This is a genomic window from Paracoccus sp. NBH48 (assembly GCF_015390265.1).
In the GTDB taxonomy this organism is placed as follows: domain Bacteria; phylum Pseudomonadota; class Alphaproteobacteria; order Rhodobacterales; family Rhodobacteraceae; genus Paracoccus; species Paracoccus marcusii.
Genome location: NZ_VUOJ01000005.1, coordinates 25686 through 41812, shown reverse-complemented (window position 1 = coordinate 41812; position 16127 = coordinate 25686). Strand labels below are relative to the sequence as shown.

The 16127-nt window shown below is 67.6% G+C and carries 18 protein-coding genes; 9 read left to right on the top strand and 9 right to left on the bottom strand.

Features of this window, described 5'->3' with window-relative positions; genetic code table 11:
• The first annotated feature begins 22 nt into the window (after positions 1 to 22).
• From rpsP to rpmE, 5 genes are read left to right on the top strand one after another with little or no spacing between them, the layout of a single operon-like run.
• Positions 23 to 379, top strand: a complete 357-nt coding sequence (gene rpsP, locus F1642_RS11410) for a 30S ribosomal protein S16 (RefSeq protein ID WP_045982869.1) — start codon at positions 23 to 25, stop codon at positions 377 to 379.
• 51 nt (positions 380 to 430) lie between these two features.
• Positions 431 to 931, top strand: a complete 501-nt coding sequence (gene rimM, locus F1642_RS11405; protein ID WP_046001398.1) for a ribosome maturation factor RimM — start codon at positions 431 to 433, stop codon at positions 929 to 931.
• On the top strand, positions 928 to 1815 hold the full coding sequence (gene trmD / locus F1642_RS11400; RefSeq protein ID WP_045982867.1) for a tRNA (guanosine(37)-N1)-methyltransferase TrmD: 888 nt from the start codon (positions 928 to 930) through the stop codon (positions 1813 to 1815). The genes rimM and trmD overlap by 4 nt, the downstream gene beginning before the upstream one ends.
• On the top strand, positions 1812 to 2195 hold the full coding sequence (gene rplS / locus F1642_RS11395; RefSeq protein ID WP_045982866.1) for a 50S ribosomal protein L19: 384 nt from the start codon (positions 1812 to 1814) through the stop codon (positions 2193 to 2195). Before trmD ends, rplS begins: the two co-directional genes overlap by 4 nt.
• A 14-nt stretch (positions 2196 to 2209) precedes the next feature.
• Positions 2210 to 2431, top strand: coding sequence for a 50S ribosomal protein L31 (gene rpmE / locus F1642_RS11390; protein WP_042249018.1), 222 nt, complete (start codon positions 2210 to 2212; stop codon positions 2429 to 2431).
• Between the two features lie 60 nt (positions 2432 to 2491).
• Here rpmE and F1642_RS11385 read toward each other — a convergent pair whose 3' ends face one another.
• A complete protein-coding gene (locus tag F1642_RS11385) occupies positions 2492 to 3415 on the bottom strand; it encodes an acyltransferase (RefSeq protein ID WP_194886287.1) in 924 nt (307 codons plus the stop codon).
• Positions 3416 to 3500: 85 nt separating this feature from the next.
• Complete coding sequence (locus F1642_RS11380; RefSeq protein ID WP_194886339.1) at positions 3501 to 5459, bottom strand: protein meaA; 1959 nt, start codon at positions 5457 to 5459, stop codon at positions 3501 to 3503.
• 208 nt (positions 5460 to 5667) lie between these two features.
• Between F1642_RS11380 and ccrA the strand changes: the two genes are divergently transcribed.
• Complete coding sequence (gene ccrA, locus F1642_RS11375) at positions 5668 to 6957, top strand: crotonyl-CoA carboxylase/reductase (RefSeq protein ID WP_194886286.1); 1290 nt, start codon at positions 5668 to 5670, stop codon at positions 6955 to 6957.
• Positions 6958 to 7023: 66 nt separating this feature from the next.
• Here the strand turns inward: ccrA and F1642_RS11370 are convergent, their stop codons facing one another.
• Positions 7024 to 7230, bottom strand: a complete 207-nt coding sequence (locus F1642_RS11370) for a hypothetical protein (protein WP_045982863.1) — start codon at positions 7228 to 7230, stop codon at positions 7024 to 7026.
• Between the two features lie 98 nt (positions 7231 to 7328).
• Between F1642_RS11370 and F1642_RS11365 the strand changes: the two genes are divergently transcribed.
• Positions 7329 to 8861 (top strand): ATP-dependent RecD-like DNA helicase, encoded by a 1533-nt coding sequence (locus tag F1642_RS11365; protein WP_046001394.1) that lies wholly within the window; start codon positions 7329 to 7331, stop codon positions 8859 to 8861.
• A 48-nt stretch (positions 8862 to 8909) separates the two neighbouring features.
• On the opposite strand, the gene F1642_RS11360 is transcribed toward F1642_RS11365, so the two are convergent.
• Positions 8910 to 9701 carry an EcsC family protein gene (locus F1642_RS11360; RefSeq protein WP_194886285.1) on the bottom strand — a complete coding sequence of 264 codons (792 nt, stop codon included), beginning with the start codon at positions 9699 to 9701 and terminating at the stop codon, positions 8910 to 8912.
• A complete protein-coding gene (locus tag F1642_RS11355; protein ID WP_194886284.1) occupies positions 9661 to 10257 on the bottom strand; it encodes a GNAT family N-acetyltransferase in 597 nt (198 codons plus the stop codon). The genes F1642_RS11360 and F1642_RS11355 overlap by 41 nt, the downstream gene beginning before the upstream one ends.
• Before the next feature lie 112 nt (positions 10258 to 10369).
• On the opposite strand from F1642_RS11355, the gene F1642_RS11350 reads away from it, so the two are divergent.
• Entirely contained in the window at positions 10370 to 10972 is a 603-nt protein-coding gene (locus F1642_RS11350; RefSeq protein ID WP_194886283.1) for a flavin reductase family protein, read from the top strand.
• Positions 10969 to 11502, top strand: a complete 534-nt coding sequence (locus F1642_RS11345) for an adenine phosphoribosyltransferase (protein ID WP_148911375.1) — start codon at positions 10969 to 10971, stop codon at positions 11500 to 11502. Before F1642_RS11350 ends, F1642_RS11345 begins: the two co-directional genes overlap by 4 nt.
• On the opposite strand, the gene F1642_RS11340 is transcribed toward F1642_RS11345, so the two are convergent.
• The 4 genes from F1642_RS11340 to thrC are packed head-to-tail and all read right to left on the bottom strand — an operon-like array spanning position 11499 to position 16124.
• Positions 11499 to 12896, bottom strand: a complete 1398-nt coding sequence (locus F1642_RS11340) for an FAD-binding oxidoreductase (protein WP_194886282.1) — start codon at positions 12894 to 12896, stop codon at positions 11499 to 11501. The genes F1642_RS11345 and F1642_RS11340 overlap by 4 nt on opposite strands.
• The gene (locus F1642_RS11335; protein ID WP_194886338.1) at positions 12896 to 13477 is read right to left on the bottom strand and encodes a GNAT family N-acetyltransferase; all 582 of its coding nucleotides are present in this window, start codon (positions 13475 to 13477) and stop codon (positions 12896 to 12898) included. Before F1642_RS11335 ends, F1642_RS11340 begins: the two co-directional genes overlap by 1 nt.
• Positions 13477 to 14751, bottom strand: a complete 1275-nt coding sequence (locus F1642_RS11330; RefSeq protein ID WP_370582868.1) for a M16 family metallopeptidase — start codon at positions 14749 to 14751, stop codon at positions 13477 to 13479. Before F1642_RS11330 ends, F1642_RS11335 begins: the two co-directional genes overlap by 1 nt.
• The gene (gene thrC / locus F1642_RS11325) at positions 14748 to 16124 is read right to left on the bottom strand and encodes a threonine synthase (protein WP_194886281.1); all 1377 of its coding nucleotides are present in this window, start codon (positions 16122 to 16124) and stop codon (positions 14748 to 14750) included. Before thrC ends, F1642_RS11330 begins: the two co-directional genes overlap by 4 nt.
• Positions 16125 to 16127: the final 3 nt, after the last annotated feature.

The following is a 16127-nucleotide window of genomic DNA, read 5'->3' as shown; positions in this document are numbered from 1 at the left end:
GACAACCCAAGGAGACTATCTGATGTCCATGAAGATCCGCCTGGCCCGTGGTGGCAGCAAGAAGCGCCCGCACTATGCCATCGTCGCGTCGGATTCGCGCATGCCGCGCGACGGCCGCTTCATCGAGAAGCTGGGCACCTACAACCCGCTGCTGGCCAAGGACAGCGAAGACCGCGTCAAGATGGACGTCGAGCGCATCCAGTACTGGCTGAGCCACGGCGCGCAGCCGACCGACCGCGTCGCACGCTTCCTGGAAGCCGCGGGCGTCAAAGAAAAGGCCGAGCGCAAGAACATGAAGAAGGCAGAGCCCGGCAAGAAAGCCAAGGCCCGCGCCGACGAGCGCGCCAAGAAGGCCGCGGCGCCCGCCGAAGCCGAATGATCTGACGCTGGCGGGGGAAACCCCGCCAGTCCTTTATTGCAAGGGTGTGACATGACCGAAGACCGCATCTGCGTCGGCGCCATCGCGGGGGCTTTCGGGGTCCACGGAGAGGTGCGGCTGAAAAGCTTCTGCTCGGACCCTGCCGATATCGCGACCTATTCCCCCCTGACGTCCGAGGACGGCACCCGCCGGTTCGAGGTGTCGCTGACGCGCGAGGTGACGGGGGCCCTGGGTGCGCGCATCAAGGGCATCGCCACCAAGGAGGATGCCGACGCCCTGCGCGGCGTGACCCTGTGGGCCCCGCGCAGTGCCCTGCCCGCGCTGCCAGATGACGAATTCTATCACGCCGACCTGATCGGGCTTGAGGTCGTTGATACCGGCGGCAAATCCTTGGGCCGGGTGCGTGCGCTGTACGATCACGGCGCGGGCGATATCATCGAGGTGGTGGGCGGCACGCAGGTGCTGATGCTGCCCTTTACCCGTGCCGTCGTGCCGACCGTCGATCTGGCCGCGCGTCGCATCGTGGTGGACCCGCCCGGCGACGACGAATGAGCGACGCGCCCAGTCCCAAGTCGCATGGCCGCCTGACCGCCCGTCCCAGCCTGCGCCCGCGCGAGCTGATGGCGGAACCGCAGGTGGCGGGCGCATGGACCGCGCGGATCGTCACGCTGTTCCCCGAGGCCTTTCCCGGCATCCTGGGCCTGTCCCTGACCGGCAAGGCGCTGGCGCAGGGCTTGTGGAACCTGCGCACCATCGGCCTGCGCGATTTTGGCATGGGCCGGCACCGCAATGTCGACGACACGCCCGCGGGCGGCGGGGCCGGCATGGTCATCCGCGCGGACGTGCTTGACGCGGCCCTGACCGAGGCGCAGGCGGGACCGGGGCCGACCCTGCCCGTCCTTTACATGTCACCGCGCGGCAGGCCGCTGACCCAGGCCCGTGCCCGGGCGTTGGCGCAGGGGCCGGGCGTCACGCTGATCTGCGGCCGGTTCGAGGGAATCGACCAACGCGTGCTGGACAAGCACGCCATCGAGGAGATCAGCATCGGGGATTATGTCCTGACCGGCGGAGAGATCGCCGCACAGGTCTTGATCGACGCGACGGTCCGGCTTATACCGCGCGTGCTGGGCAATCATGATTCCCTGGCCGAGGAGTCCTTTTCCATCGGCAACCGGGGTCTTCTGGAAGCGCCGCAGTTCACCAAGCCCGCCCTCTGGGATGGCCGCGAGATACCGCCCGTGCTGTTGTCGGGCAATCACGCAGCCATCGCCGCATGGCGGTCCGGTGAGGCCGAGAGGCTGACACAAGAACGCCGCCCCGATCTGTGGCGGGCATATGCGGAAACGCATGTGGACCCGGCTAAGGACCGACAGCGCTCGGGCGCATCAGACCAATCGCGGATGTACCGCGAGCATGACAAGGAACCAAAGCGATGAACCTGATCGCACAACTCGAAGCCGAGCAGATCGCCGAGCTTGGCAAGTCCATTCCCGACTTCAAGGCTGGCGACACCATCCGCGTCGGCTACAAAGTGACCGAGGGTACGCGTACCCGCGTCCAGAACTACGAAGGCGTCTGCATCTCGCGCCGTGGCGGCGCGAACATCGCGGCCAGCTTCACGGTTCGCAAGATCAGCTTCGGCGAAGGCGTGGAGCGCGTGTTCCCGCTGTATTCGACCAACATCGCCACGATCGAGGTCGTCCGTCGCGGCAAGGTCCGTCGCGCCAAGCTGTACTATCTGCGCGATCGTCGCGGCAAGTCGGCCCGTATCGTCGAAAAGACCAACTACCGTCCGCTGTCGGACGCGAAAGCCTGAGCAGAGGTCACGCCATGAAAAAAGAGATTCACCCCGATTACCACACGATCTCGGTCAAGATGACGGACGGGACCACCTACCAGACCCGTTCGACCTGGGGCGCCGAGGGCGACAGCATGTCGCTAGACATCGACCCGACCTCGCACCCGGCCTGGACCGGTGGTTCGTCGCGCCTGATGGATGCCGGCGGCCGCGTGACCAAGTTCAAATCGAAATACGCGGGCCTGGGCTTCTGATCCACGCCACGATCGACGTCGCAGACGCCGCCCCTCGGGGCGGCGTTTCGCATTCCGGGGTCAGGTAAAGAAGGCCAGTACGCGGCGGCGCTCTGCCATCCCCAGCCAGGAGGCTAAGGCCAGGCAGACCGCCATGACGGTCAGCGCCTTGGTGTCGCCCTCCAGCCCGAACCGGCTGGCGCAGATCATGATCATGACATGCACGAAATAGACGAAGGCCGCGGTGCTGGCCGCGCGCTTGCCGTCCCACGCCCCCTGCACCTGCTGCGCAGCCAGGAACAGCAGCGGCGCCGCCGCCAGCAGCGACAGCATCATGTCGACGCCCCAGCCCCCGCCCGCGATCAGCCGCCAGACCAAGCTTTCCCCCATCACCGCCAGCAGCGCCAGACCGGCCAGCGGCATGGCCCACCGCCGCAGCCCCGAACCCCAGCCATGCGCCAGCAGAACGCCAAGCGCGAAGAACGGAAAGATGGTGAAGACCCCGTTGCGATAATGGTCCAGCTGGATCTCTGCCTGCCCGGTCAGGACCAGCAGTTGCAGGGCCAGCCCCGTACCCGCCAGAAGCGCCGCCGCGACGGCGATCCGCATCGGTCGCCGCAGCACCATGACCATCACCGCCGATACCAGCAGGCCCGGCAGGAACCACAGATGGAAATAGCCGAACACCAGCGTCTGCAGCGCATGCCCCGCCCCGGTCAGGTCCGGACCATAGATCGGCAGATAGATCGTCATCCACAGCAGGTACAACACCAGGATGCGGCGCAGATACGGCCCACTGCGCCCGCCGCGCATGGCTGACAGGAAGAAGTACCCCGAGATCAAGGCGAAGACCGGCACCGCCAGACGATAGAGGCCGTTGAACAGCACCTGCTTGACCAGCGGAGGCGCGCCCTCGGGAAATCCGCTATGCAGGGCGATGACCATCAGCGCCAGAAGGATGCGCAACGGGTCGATGGCGCTGTTGCGCCGGGTCTGGGATGTCATGGGCCGGCCTTTGTCGTGCAGCCCTGTCAACGGCCAAAGGCCCGTCCGGTTCACCCACGGGGCGCGTTATCTGCGCCCTGCCCGGTCACGCGGCAGCGGCGCCCGGCGCGACCAGCCCGACGATGTCCATCATGATCGTGTTCAGCTGGAAATCCTTGGGCGTATAGACCCGTGCCACGCCCATCGCCGTCAGGCGGGCGGCGTCGTCGTCGGGAATGATGCCGCCGACGATCACCGGCACATGGCCCATTCCGGCGGCCTGCATGCGGGCCATCAGATCCTCGATCAGCGGCAGGTGGCTGCCCGACAGGATCGACAGGCCGACGACATGGACGTCCTGTTCGCGGGCACGCGCAACGATCTCCTCCGGGGTCAGGCGGATACCCTCATAGGTGATGTCCATGCCGCAGTCGCGGGCGCGGAAGGCGATCTGTTCGGCGCCGTTCGAATGGCCGTCCAGGCCCGGCTTGCCCACCAGGAACTTCAGCCGCCGCCCCAGCCGGGCGCTGACCGCACCGACCGCGTCCCGGATCTCCTCCAGTCCCTCGGTGCGATTCGAGGGCGCCTGCGACACCCCCGTCGGGCCGCGGTATTCGCCATGCACCGCGCGCATCACGCCCGCCCATTCGCCGGTGGTGACGCCCGCGCGGGCGGCGGCGATGGACGGCTCCATGATGTTCGCGCCCGACTGCGCGGCGCGGCGCAGCGCCGTCAGCGCCGCCTCGACCGCGCTTGTGTCGCGTTCCGCGCGCCAGGCGGCCAGGCGGCCGACCTGATCGGCCTCGACCGCGGGGTCGACGACCATGATGCCGCCATCGCCCGCCGTCAGCGGCGAAGGCTCGGCCTGCTGCCAGCGGTTGACGCCGACCACGACTGTCTCGTTCGTCTCGATCCGGCCAAGGCGGGCCGCGTTCGATTCGACCAGTCGCGCCTTCATGTAGTCGATGGCCGCGATCGCGCCGCCCATCTGGTCCAGCAGCGCCAATTCGTCCCGAGCGCCCTGCTTGAGGGTTTCGACCTTGGCGGCGATCACCGGATTGCCGTCGAACAGGTCGCCATATTCCAGCAGGTCGGTCTCATAGGCCAGGATCTGCTGCATCCGCAGCGACCATTGCTGATCCCAGGGCCGCGGCAGGCCCAGGGCCTCGTTCCAGGCGGGCAGCTGCACCGCACGGGCGCGGGCGTTCTTGGACAGCGTGACGGCCAGCATCTCCAGCAGGATGCGATAGACGTTGTTCTCGGGCTGCTGCTCGGTCAGGCCCAGGCTGTTGACCTGCACGCCATAGCGGAACCGACGGTATTTCTCATCCGCGATGCCATAACGGTCACGGGTGATCTCGTCCCACAGCTCGGTAAAGGCGCGCATCTTGCACAGCTCGGTGACGAAGCGGATGCCCGCGTTCACGAAGAAGCTGATGCGCCCGACCATCTCGGGAAAGCTGTCGGCGGGCACCTTGTCCCGCAGATCGTCCAGCACGGCCACGGCTGTGGCCAGCGCATAGGCCAGCTCCTGTTCCGGCGTCGCCCCGGCCTCCTGCAGGTGATAGCTGCAGACGTTCATCGGGTTCCATTTCGGCAGGTGCTGCCGCGTATAGGCGGCGATGTCGGTGATCATCGCCAGCGACGGCGCGGGTGGACAGATATAGGTGCCGCGCGACAGGTATTCCTTGATCAGGTCGTTCTGGACGGTGCCCTGCAGGCGGCTGACATCGGCCCCCTGCTCCTCGGCCACGGCAATGTACAGCGACAGAAGCCACGGCGCGGTCGCGTTGATCGTCATCGAGGTGTTCATCTGCTCCAGCGGGATCTGGTCGAACAGAGCGCGCATGTCGCCCAGATGGCAGACGGGGACGCCGACCTTGCCGACCTCTCCGCGCGCCAGGATATGATCGCTGTCGTAACCGGTCTGCGTGGGCAGGTCGAAGGCCACCGACAGGCCGGTCTGTCCGCGCGACAGGTTCGTCCGGTACAGCGCATTGGATTTCGCCGCCGTGGAATGGCCCGCATAGGTGCGGAACAGCCAGGGTTTGTCCTTGTCGACCATCATGCCCTCGCAAGAAAATGTCATCCTGAGTATCGATACAGATACAAAGCTGCGCCGTCAATTCGCCGCAGCGCGGCGCATTTCTGATCATTCCGACATATTATTGCGTACAATGGTGTCTGATAGTTGCATTGTTGCTTTTGATGGCGTAGGACAGGGCAAATCGGCCCGGTGATTCTGCACTGCGGCACAGGACAGGAGAAAGACGATGGCTCTCGACGCACCCACCCCGATCGCGCCCTACGACGCCCCGGTCAAAGACCTGTACGCCGTGGGCGAGATGCCCCCCCTGGGCCATGTGCCTGCGCGCATGCATGCCTGGGCGATCCGCCGCGAACGGCAGGGAGAGCCCGATCAGGCGATGCAGCTGGAGGTCGTGGACACCCCGGCCATCGACAGCAACGAGGTGCTGGTCCTGGTGATGGCGGCGGGCGTCAACTACAACGGGATCTGGGCGGGCCTGGGCAAGCCGATCAGCATGTTCGACGTGCACAAGCAGCCCTATCATATCGCCGGATCGGATGCGTCGGGGATCGTCTGGGCGGTGGGCGACAAGGTCAAGCGGTGGAAGGTCGGGGACGAGGTCGTCATCCACTGCAACCAGGACGACGGCGACGACGAGCATTGCAACGGCGGCGATCCGATGTTCTCGCCCACGCAGCGGATCTGGGGATACGAGACGCCGGACGGCAGCTTTGCCCAGTTCACCCGCGTGCAGGCCCAGCAGCTGATGCCCCGGCCGCGCCACCTGACCTGGGAGGAATCGGCCTGCTATACGCTGACGCTGGCCACGGCGTACCGGATGCTGTTCGGGCACGAGCCGCACGAGCTGAAGCCGGGCATGAACGTGCTGGTCTGGGGCGCGTCGGGGGGGCTCGGCTCCTATGCGATCCAGCTGATCAACGCGGCGGGCGGCAACGCCATCGGCGTGATCTCCGAGGAGGACAAGCGCGACTTCGTCATGGGGCTGGGCGCGAAAGGGGTCATCAACCGCAAGGAATTCCGCTGCTGGGGGCAGCTGCCCACGGTGAACACGCCGGAATACAAGGAATGGTTCACCGAGGCGCGCAAGTTCGGCGCGGCGATCTGGGACATCACCGGCAAGGGCAACAACGTCGACATCGTCTTTGAACATCCCGGCGAGGCGACCTTCCCGGTCAGCACGCTGGTCTGCAAGAAGGGCGGTATGGTGGTGATCTGCGCGGGCACGACCGGGTTCAACTGCACCTTCGACGTGCGGTACCTGTGGATGCATCAGAAGCGCATCCAGGGATCGCATTTCGCGCATCTGAAGCAGGCCAGCGCCGCGAACAAGCTGATGCTGGAACGCCGCCTGGACCCCTGCATGTCCGAGGTTTTCCCCTGGGCCGAGATCCCGGCCGCGCACATGATGATGCTGCGCAACCAGCACAAGCCCGGCAACATGGCGGTGCTGGTCCAATCGCCGCGGACCGGGCTGCGCACTTTCGAGGATGCGCTGGAGGCCGGCCGGCGCTGACCTGCGTCCCGCGACGTGCCGGGGGGCCTGCCGCCCCCCGGACCCCCCGCGCGGCGGTGCATGGGGTCAGACCTTGCGGTCGCCCTCTCCGGCGCGGCGGCATTTCCATTCGCGAACCTGTTCGGTCGGATGGGTGGCCACCCATTTCGCCAGCTCGGACTGGCTCTGCAGCATGCAGGTGAACAGGCCGTTCCGTTCCTCGAACAGCAGGCTGTGATCGCTGCAGCGCTGTGGGTCGGCGAGCAGGCAGGTGACGAAGAACAGCTCGATCATCGCGTCTCTCCTGTTGGGGTGCCCGCAGGCACGGTGCCCGGGGCGGAAAAGTTGCGCGGCGCTTTGCCTTGGCCGCGAAGGCAGGCTAAGGGTCTGGCATGAACAGTCCCGTCCCCGCCCCGACCCTTTCGCCCGATCAGGCCGATGCCTGGGATGCGCTGGCCGAAACCTTTGGCGCGGCGGGCATCGACATCATCGCAGAGGAACTGCATCCGCCCCAGTCGGGAAAAGGTCGCGTCATGGCGGTCATCGGCAAGGCCGGATCGGGCAAGACGCTGATGCTGTCGCAGATCACCAAGGCCCTGCTGGAGGCAGGGGTCGAACTGATCAGCCCAGATTACGAAGGGCGGCGCCGCAAGGACCGGCGCAGCGTCGCCATCCTGGCGCCGACGAACAAGGCGGCGTTCGTTCTGCGCATGCGCGGCGTGCCGGCCACGACGATCCACCGGATCCTGTACACCCCGGTCTATGATCCGCAATACGAGAAGATCGCCGAATGGCTGACCGGGGCGGCCGAACGCCCGGTCATCGCGGAACTGTCGGACACGGCGCTGGACCGGGCCAAGGCGTTCTATGACCAGCATGCCTCGATCCCCGGGGCACTGGCCACGGCCGGATTGCGCGGGTCGGATTTCATCCGCGGCTGGACCAGACGCGAGGAGGGGCTGGACGTCGGGCTGATCGACGAGGCCTCGATGCTGGACGAGAAGCAGTTCGAGGACCTGCGCGAGATCTTTCCCGTGCTGGTCCTGTTCGGCGACCCTGCCCAGCTGGCCCCGGTCGGCCAGTCCGGAGAGATGGTGTTCGACAAGCTGGCGCCGGCGCAGCGCCTGATGCTGAGCCGCATTCACCGCCAGGCCGACGACAACCCGATTCTGGACCTGGCCCATGCGTTGGCCGACGATCAACTGGGCTTTGACGATTTCGAGCAGATGATCCGCGATGCGGCGCGCAAGGACGACCGCGTGGTCTGGGCCGAGCGGGTGGAAAGCGACCTGATGGCGCGCAGCCCAGTCCTGGTCTGGCGCAACGCGACGCGCATCCGGCTGATCCATGCGTTCCGCACGGCCTTCGGCGCGCCGGGGGACGCGCTGCTGCCCGGAGAGCCGCTGATCTGCGACGGGCTGGAGCTGCCGCTGAAGCATCGCAAGAAGCGGATCGATCTGGAGGCGCGCGGCCTGATCAAGGGAGCGCAAGTGGTCTATCTGGGGCCGGGCCGCAAGCCGGGCTTTTCGCGCCTGCACGTGATCGGGGCCGAGGACCCGCGCCTGTCGGCCGCCAGCATCGTCAAGATCGAGATGCCGGACGAGGACGAACCCTTCATCCCCTTTGCGGCGCGGATGGGCGCGGCCTTTCTGCACGGGGCGGCGGTCACGATCCACAAGGCGCAGGGCAGCCAGTGGCCCGAGGTGCAGGTGTTCGGCCCCGACATCAGCGCCGCCGCCTGGTCGAACCGGTCCGAGGCCGGGGTCCAGCTGTGGAAGCGGCTGACCTATGTCGCCATCACCCGGGCGCAGGAGCGGCTGTACTGGGTGACCAAGGCACGGCTGGCGCGTCCCGCAGGGCCGTTGACGACCGACGATCTGGCGTCCCCGTCCGCGCCCCTGGCACTGGACGCCGAGGAGGCGTGATTGCGTCCCGCGACGCCGGGGGGCTGCCGCCCCCCGGACCCCCCGCGGTCAGCGCGATGATCGGTCGAGGGGCGTCTGGCGCTGGATGGACAGGCGCAGCGCCTCCGTCAGGGCCTCCTGCGGAATGCCGGTTTCATGGGACAGGCGCATGACGCCGAAATGGACGCGGGCCAGTTCCTGATAGTAGCGGGCAAAGGTATAGTTGATGGACGCGCCGACCACCGCGCCGAAAACCGGCGCCGCCTGCGCCGCCATCTTCTGCCCAAGCGAGACGGACAGGCGCGGGGCGACCTTGCTGACCATGCTCTGCACCGTCTGGCCGGTCACCGACAAGCGCGCGGCCAGCATGCCCAGGTCGGTCTGGTCGTCATCCGCCATCGGACCCGCGGCGGCGAAGATGCGCAGGCATTCTAGGCGCACTTCCTCACTTTCGGGATCAAGGCCGTGTTCGGCGGCGATGTCCAGCATGGCGCGCAGCAGCAACGTGACCGTGAACGGCAGTTCGACCAGCGCGCCCGCGAAACCGCCCACCCCGCCCGCCGCACCGCTGACGGTCGAGGCCATGCGGTTGAACCAATCGCCCCGGTCCCGAACCACCTTGCGCGACTGGCTGGCGGCACCAAACGCCCGCGTCAGCGCGGCCCGCGTGACGCTGTCCAGCCGCGACCGCACGAAACCCGGCAGGCGTTCGATAAGCCCTTCGGCGCCGTTGCCGATGCGGGACATGATCTGCATCCCCAGACCCCCGGCCTCCAGATAGCGCAACGCCAGACGATCGATCTGGGCGTGCAGCGCCGGATCAGTGATGGGGGGCAGGACGAGGGGTTTCGGTTCTGTCATCAGCGGGCCTTTTCGGAGGGTCGACCTGGGTGCAAGCCGTGGGGTCCGGCGCGGGCGGGTCTGCGGGGGGCCGGGTCTCTCGCTGGACGGGGCCTGCCACGTTAACCCATGCATCCGGCCGAAGTTCCAGCCCCAGCACCCGGTCGGGGTTCGTGGGCGGCGGCATCACCACATCGTCAAGGCGCTGAAAGCCGAAACGGCTGTAATAGGGCGCGTCGCCCACCAGCAGAACCCGGTCGAACCCCATCCGGCGCGCGCGCGTCAGGCTGTCGCGCATCAAGAGCCCGCCCAGACCCTCTCCCTGCGCGGTGGGGTGCACGGCGATGGGCCCCAGCAGCAGCACGGGACGGTCGTCGACGCGCACCGGCCAGAACCGGATCGCGGCCATCAGCGTGCCGCCCGCATCCCGCAGCACAAGGCACAGTTCGGCCACGCGCGGCACGCCGTCGCGCAGGCGATAGGACGACAGCGCGGTGCGACCCGGCGCAAAGCACAGATCGTACAGGCCCTCGACCTCGGGTTCGTCGGCGGGCGTCTCGGGGCAGATCTCGTACATCGCGCCTCCTTGCTGTCGGGCGGGCGTTTAGCACGGGTGCAAGGCGGGCGAAACATTGCGTCGCGCGAAAAAGCGGGGCAGGTTGGCGCCCGAACCCACAAGGAGGCCGCCCATGTTCTATCGCCCCGAAGCCGGACACGGCCTGCCGCACAATCCCTTCAACGCGATCATCGCCCCCCGCCCGATCGGCTGGATCTCGACCCGCGGGTCGCAGGGCGACAACCTGGCGCCCTATTCCTTCTTCAACGCCGTGGCCTATGTCCCGCCGCAGGTGATGTTCGCCTCGACCGGCGCCAAGGGCGACCGGCCCAGCACCAAGGACAGCGTGGCCCAGATCATCGAGACGGGCGTCTTCTGCGTGAACATCGCCACGGGCGATCTGCGCGACGCGGTCAACGCGACCTCGGCCCCCCTGCCCGCGGGGGCCAGCGAATTCGCGGCCGCGGGGATCGAGGCCGCCGATTGCACCACCATCGACTGTCCGCGCGTGGCGGGTGCCGCGGCAGCGCTGGAATGCCGCATGACCCAGATCGTGCCCCTGGCCGGTCAGGCGAACTTTGCCGTCTTCGGCGTGGTGACCGGCATCCACATGCGCGACGATTGCGTCGTGGACGGGCGGTTCGATCCGCGTGCCGCGGGCGGCTGGATTGCGCGTCTGGGATACAAGGATTATGCCGCGGTGACCGATCTTTTCGAAATGGACCGCCCTGCATGAGCCGCACCGTCAAGGACTATGTCCGCTCCATCCATGATTTCCCGCATGAGGGGATCATCTTCCGCGACGTGACCACGCTGTTCGCGGATGCACGCGGATTCCGCATGGCGGTGGACCAGATCCTGCACGCCTATGCCGGAACCCGTATCGACAAGGTCGTGGGGCTCGAAGCGCGCGGCTTCATCCTGGGCGGCGCGGTGGCGCATCAGCTGTCCACCGGCTTTGTGCCGATCCGCAAGAAGGGCAAGCTGCCCGGCACCGTCATCTCCGAGGCCTATCAGCTGGAATATGGCGAGGCGATCATGGAGATCCATGACGACGCGCTGAAGCCCGGCGAAAAAGTCCTGATCGTGGACGACCTGCTGGCCACCGGCGGGACGGCGGCGGCGGCGATCACGCTGTGCCGTCGTCTTGGCGCCGAGGTCATCGGTTGCGCCTTCGTGATCGACCTGCCCGAACTGGGCGGGCGCAAGGTTCTAGAGGGCATGGACATGCCGGTCCACGCGCTCTGCGAGTTCGAGGGGGCCTAGGCCAGCACCGCGCCGGGGTTCATGATGCCAAGGGGGTCCAGCGCCCCCTTGATCGCCCGCATCGCCGCCAGCCGCGCCGGATCGCCCCACCGCGCCAGATCGGCGGCCTTGAGCCTCCCAACGCCATGTTCGGCCGAGAACGACCCGCCCCGCGCCACGACCATTTCGTGCAGCTTGCGCGACAGGTCGCGGCGGATGGTTTCATAGTCGTCGCGGGTCCGGCCCACCGCCGGAAACAGGTTGTAATGCAGGTTGCCGTCGCCCAGATGGCCGAAGCAGTTGACGCGCATGTCCCCCTGCCCTGCCAGCCAGGCCCCCGCATCGTCGATGAAGCGGGCGACCTCGGACAGAGGCAGGCTGATGTCATGGCTGGCGATGGCGCCGACATGGCGGTTGGCCAGCGGGATATGCTCGCGCAGCGCCCACAGGTCCGCCCCCTGCTGGCCCGATTGCGCGATGACGCCGTCATGGACCAGACCGGCCTCGGTCCCCGCGGTGAACAGCCCCTCCAGCGCCGCGTCGGCCGACAGGCCCGCGGGCAGGCCGACCTCGATCAGAACCAGCCAGTCGGGCCGCGTGTCGAACGGCTGGCGCATGTCGGGAAAGGCCGTGTCCAGGAAATGCAGGCTCTGGCCTGAGATCAGCTCGAAGGCCGTGACGCCGCCCGCCATACGCGCCTGCGCCAGTGACAGCAGCGACAGGGCCGCCGCGGGGCTGTCCACGACCAGCATCGCGACCCCGGTCTCTGCAGGCACTGGGGCCAAGACCAGCGAGGCGGCGGTGATGATGCCCAAGGTGCCCTCAGCCCCGATCAGCAGGTCGCGCAGATCGTATCCGGTATTGTCCTTCCGCAGGCGCTTCAGGTCGTGCATCACCGACCCGTCGGGCAGCACCGCCTCCAGACCCAGGCACAGCGCGCGGGCATTGCCGTATCGCAAAACGTTCACGCCCCCCGCATTGGTCGACAGCACGCCACCGATCTGGGCCGAGCCCTGTGAGGCCAGCGACAGCGGGAACTGCCGTCCCACACCTGCCGCCGCCTGCCGCGCCGCCTGCAGCGTCACGCCCGATTCGACGATCATCACCCCTTCCTCGGCAAAGGTGTCGCGTATCGCTGTCATCCGCTCCATCGACAGGATCAGGGGCGCGGGACCGTCCGTCATCACCTGCCCCCCGACCAGCCCGGTGCCCCCACCGCGGGGCACCACCGGGACGCGTGCCGCGGCACAGGCGCGGATGATCGCGGCGCATTCCTGCGTGTCGCGGGGCGCGGCGACCAGGCCCGCCTGCCCGTGATACCGTCCCCGCGGTTCCTCGGTATAGGCGGGGGACGGGTCGCGCAGCACGCCCGCGGGCAGGGCCGCGGCCAGGGTCTTGTCGGCGGGGATCAGCATCAACGCACCTCGGTCTTTCCGCGCCGGTCGCTGCGCAGGTTGGCGTAGAGCACATGGTTGCGCCAGCGACCGTCGATCTGCAGATAGCTCTGAGCCACGCCCTCGTACTTGAAGCCCGACCGTTCCAGCACGCCCCGCGATGCGGCATTCTCGGGCAGGCAGGCGGCCTCGATCCGGCTCAGGTCCAACGCAGTGAAGGCGTGATGCACCAGCGCCCCGATCGCCTCGCGCATATAGCCATGTCGGGCATGCTCCTGCCCGATCCAGTATCCGACGGTGCCCGACTGCGCGGGGCCGCGGCGGATGTTGTCCAGCGTGATCGCGCCCAGCAACGTGCCGTCGCGATGGACCAGAAACAGCGGATAGGCCGTCCCCGCCCGGGCAGAGCGGGCCGCCCAATAGACGCGGTTGGTAAAGCTTTTGCGTGACAGATGGTCGGGGGACCAGACCGGCTCCCACGGGGTTAGAAAGGCGCGGCTGTCATCGCGCAGCGTCCGCCACGCGCTGAAATCGGAATGCAATGGCAGGCGCAGCGCGATGCGTTCGGCATCCAGCCGAAAGGCACGGCGCCGCGCCAGGATCATGCGGCCAGCCGTTCGGCCAGGGCCTCGCGCGACGGCGCACCGTCCACCGGACCGTAAAGCGCCAGCGCCGGGCGGGCATTGGCCAGCAGCGCCTCGGCATGCGCGCGCACGTCCGCGGCGGTGACGGCGGCAATGCGTTCGGCAACCTCGGCCGGGTCCGGGACGCGGCCCCAGATCGCCAGGCTGCGGGCCATGCGCTCGGCCTGGCCCGACGGGCTTTCCAGCCCCATCAACAGTCCCGCCCGCAGCTGCGCCTTGGCGCGGGCGATCTCGGCCTCGGACATGTCGTCGGCCGCACGACGGACCTCGTCGATTGTCAGGGTCGCCAGATCGCCAAGATCCTCGGCGCCGGTGCCGGCATAGATGGTCAGCATGCCCGTGTCGTCATGGAAACCCGATTGCGCGAAGATCGTATAGCACAGCCCCCGTTCCTCGCGGATTTTCTGGAACAGCCGCGACGACATTCCCCCACCAAGCGCCGAGGAGAAGATCTGGGCGGCATAGAAATCGGGCGCCAGATAGCCCGGCCCTTCCAGCGCCAGCGCGAAATGCGCCTGCTCTAGCGGCTTGACGGTCCGGCTCTCCAGCCCCTGCCAGCGGGCTTGTTCGCGCGGACCCTGGGGACGCGGCACGATATGGCCCAGCGCCTTTTCGGCCAACCGCACGATGCGGTCGTGATCGACCGATCCGGCGGCGGCCACGACCATCTGGCCGGGGCCGTAATTCTCGGTCACGAAACCGGCCAGGTCGGCGCGACCAAAGCTGCTGACGCGTTCGGCGGGGCCCAGGATGGTGCGGCCCATCGGCTGGTCCGGATAGGCGGCCTCCTGCAGCCAGTCGAAGATGATGTCGTCGGGCGTGTCCAGCGACTGCCCGATCTCCTGCAGGATCACGCCGCGCTCGACCTCGATCTCGCGCTCGTCGAAGACGGGGTTCAGGACGATGTCGCTGATCACGTCGAAGGCCAGATCGACGTCATCCTCCAGCACGCGAACGTAATAGGCCGTCGCATCGCGCGAGGTATAGGCGTTGATATACCCGCCTACATCCTCGATCGCCTCGGCGATCTGCAACGCGCTGCGGGTGGCGGTGCCCTTGAAGGCCATGTGCTCCAGGAAATGCGCGATGCCGTTCTGGTCGGCGCGTTCATTGCGCCCGCCCGCGCTGACCCAGATGCCCAGGGCCGCCGAATGCAGGCCGGGCATCTGCCGGGTCACGATGCGCAGCCCGTTGGGCAGCGTGGTCAGGCGCGGGGTGGGGTCTTGGCTCACGCGGTCCTCCGTTCAAGGATCAGGGACTTAAGCGCGTCCACGTCGTTTTCAACCCGGGTCAGGCGCTCGGGGAGGTCGAACAGGTCCGCCATGTGCGGCGGCAGGCCGGGGCGGACGCCGATGGCGCGTTCCACCGCATCGGGGAACTTGGCCGGATGAGCGGTGGCAAGCGTGACCATCGGCACGCCGGGCTCCAGATGGCGCTCGGCCACGGCGACGCCCACGGCGCTGTGCGGGCAGAGGATCTCTCCGGTCCGCTCGCGCATGGCGCGGATCGTGTCCAGCGTCTCCTCCTCGGACACGCGGCCCGAGACATATTGCTCGCGCAGGGCCTCCAGCGCGCCCTGGCTGATCGCGAAGCCGCCCTGTTTCAGCTCCTCCATCAGCTGCCGGATCGCGCCCGCGTCCTGGCCGTAGGCCAGATACAGCGCGCGTTCGAAGTTGGAACTCACTTGAATGTCCATCGACGGGCTGATCGACGGCTCGACCGCGCCCATGCGGTATTCGCCGCTGGTCAGCGCGCGGTGCAGGATGTCGTTCTGGTTCGTGGCGACGATCAGACGGCGGATCGGCAGGCCCATCTGTCGCGCGATGGACCCCGCGAAGATGTCGCCGAAATTGCCCGTCGGCACGCAGAAATCGGTGGGCCGCATGCCAAGTGACGCGGTCGCAGTGAAGTAATAGACGATCTGCGCCACGACGCGGGCCCAGTTGATGCTGTTCACGCCCGCCAGCCCCACATGATCGCGGAAGGCATGGTCGTTGAACAGGTCCTTGAGCCGCGCCTGGCAGTCGTCGAAATGCCCGGTCACGGCCAGCGCATGGACATTGGCGGCGGGCGGCGTGGTCATCTGGCGGCGCTGCACCTCACTGACGCGGCCATGCGGATACATGATGAACACGTCCACATTGTCGATGCCGCGAAAGGCCTCGATCGCGGCCGATCCGGTATCGCCGGATGTGGCGCCCACAATGGTGATCCGCTGACCCGACCGCGCCAGGGCGATCTGGAACAGCTGCGCGATCAGCTGCATCGCGAAATCCTTGAAGGCCAGCGTGGGGCCGTGGAACAGCTCCAGCAGGTGATGGCCGGGGGCCAGCTGCACCAGCGGCGCGCGGGCGTCATGACTGATGCGCGCATAGGCTCGGTTGATGGCGCCGCGCAGTTCGTCATCGCTGAAGCTGTCGCCGGTGAAGGGGCGCACCACCCGGAACGCAACCTCCTCGTATGACAGGCCGTCCAGCTGCTCCAACCCCTCGAAGGCCGGGATCGTCTCGGGCAGGTACAGGCCCCCGTCGCGCGCCAGCCCCGACAGCATGGCCTGTTCGAAATTCAGCACCGGGGCCTGGCCCCGCGTCGAGACGTAACGCATCGG

Coding starts and splice junctions, on each gene's coding strand:
- rpsP (WP_045982869.1), top strand. CDS start 23: ATGTCCATGAAGATCCGCCTGGCCCGTGGTGGCAGCAAGAAGCGCCCG.
- rimM (WP_046001398.1), top strand. CDS start 431: ATGACCGAAGACCGCATCTGCGTCGGCGCCATCGCGGGGGCTTTCGGG.
- trmD (WP_045982867.1), top strand. CDS start 928: ATGAGCGACGCGCCCAGTCCCAAGTCGCATGGCCGCCTGACCGCCCGT.
- rplS (WP_045982866.1), top strand. CDS start 1,812: ATGAACCTGATCGCACAACTCGAAGCCGAGCAGATCGCCGAGCTTGGC.
- rpmE (WP_042249018.1), top strand. CDS start 2,210: ATGAAAAAAGAGATTCACCCCGATTACCACACGATCTCGGTCAAGATG.
- F1642_RS11385 (WP_194886287.1), bottom strand. CDS start 3,415: ATGACATCCCAGACCCGGCGCAACAGCGCCATCGACCCGTTGCGCATC.
- F1642_RS11380 (WP_194886339.1), bottom strand. CDS start 5,459: ATGGTCGACAAGGACAAACCCTGGCTGTTCCGCACCTATGCGGGCCAT.
- ccrA (WP_194886286.1), top strand. CDS start 5,668: ATGGCTCTCGACGCACCCACCCCGATCGCGCCCTACGACGCCCCGGTC.
- F1642_RS11370 (WP_045982863.1), bottom strand. CDS start 7,230: ATGATCGAGCTGTTCTTCGTCACCTGCCTGCTCGCCGACCCACAGCGC.
- F1642_RS11365 (WP_046001394.1), top strand. CDS start 7,329: ATGAACAGTCCCGTCCCCGCCCCGACCCTTTCGCCCGATCAGGCCGAT.
- F1642_RS11360 (WP_194886285.1), bottom strand. CDS start 9,701: ATGACAGAACCGAAACCCCTCGTCCTGCCCCCCATCACTGATCCGGCG.
- F1642_RS11355 (WP_194886284.1), bottom strand. CDS start 10,257: ATGTACGAGATCTGCCCCGAGACGCCCGCCGACGAACCCGAGGTCGAG.
- F1642_RS11350 (WP_194886283.1), top strand. CDS start 10,370: ATGTTCTATCGCCCCGAAGCCGGACACGGCCTGCCGCACAATCCCTTC.
- F1642_RS11345 (WP_148911375.1), top strand. CDS start 10,969: ATGAGCCGCACCGTCAAGGACTATGTCCGCTCCATCCATGATTTCCCG.
- F1642_RS11340 (WP_194886282.1), bottom strand. CDS start 12,896: ATGCTGATCCCCGCCGACAAGACCCTGGCCGCGGCCCTGCCCGCGGGC.
- thrC (WP_194886281.1), bottom strand. CDS start 16,124: ATGCGTTACGTCTCGACGCGGGGCCAGGCCCCGGTGCTGAATTTCGAA.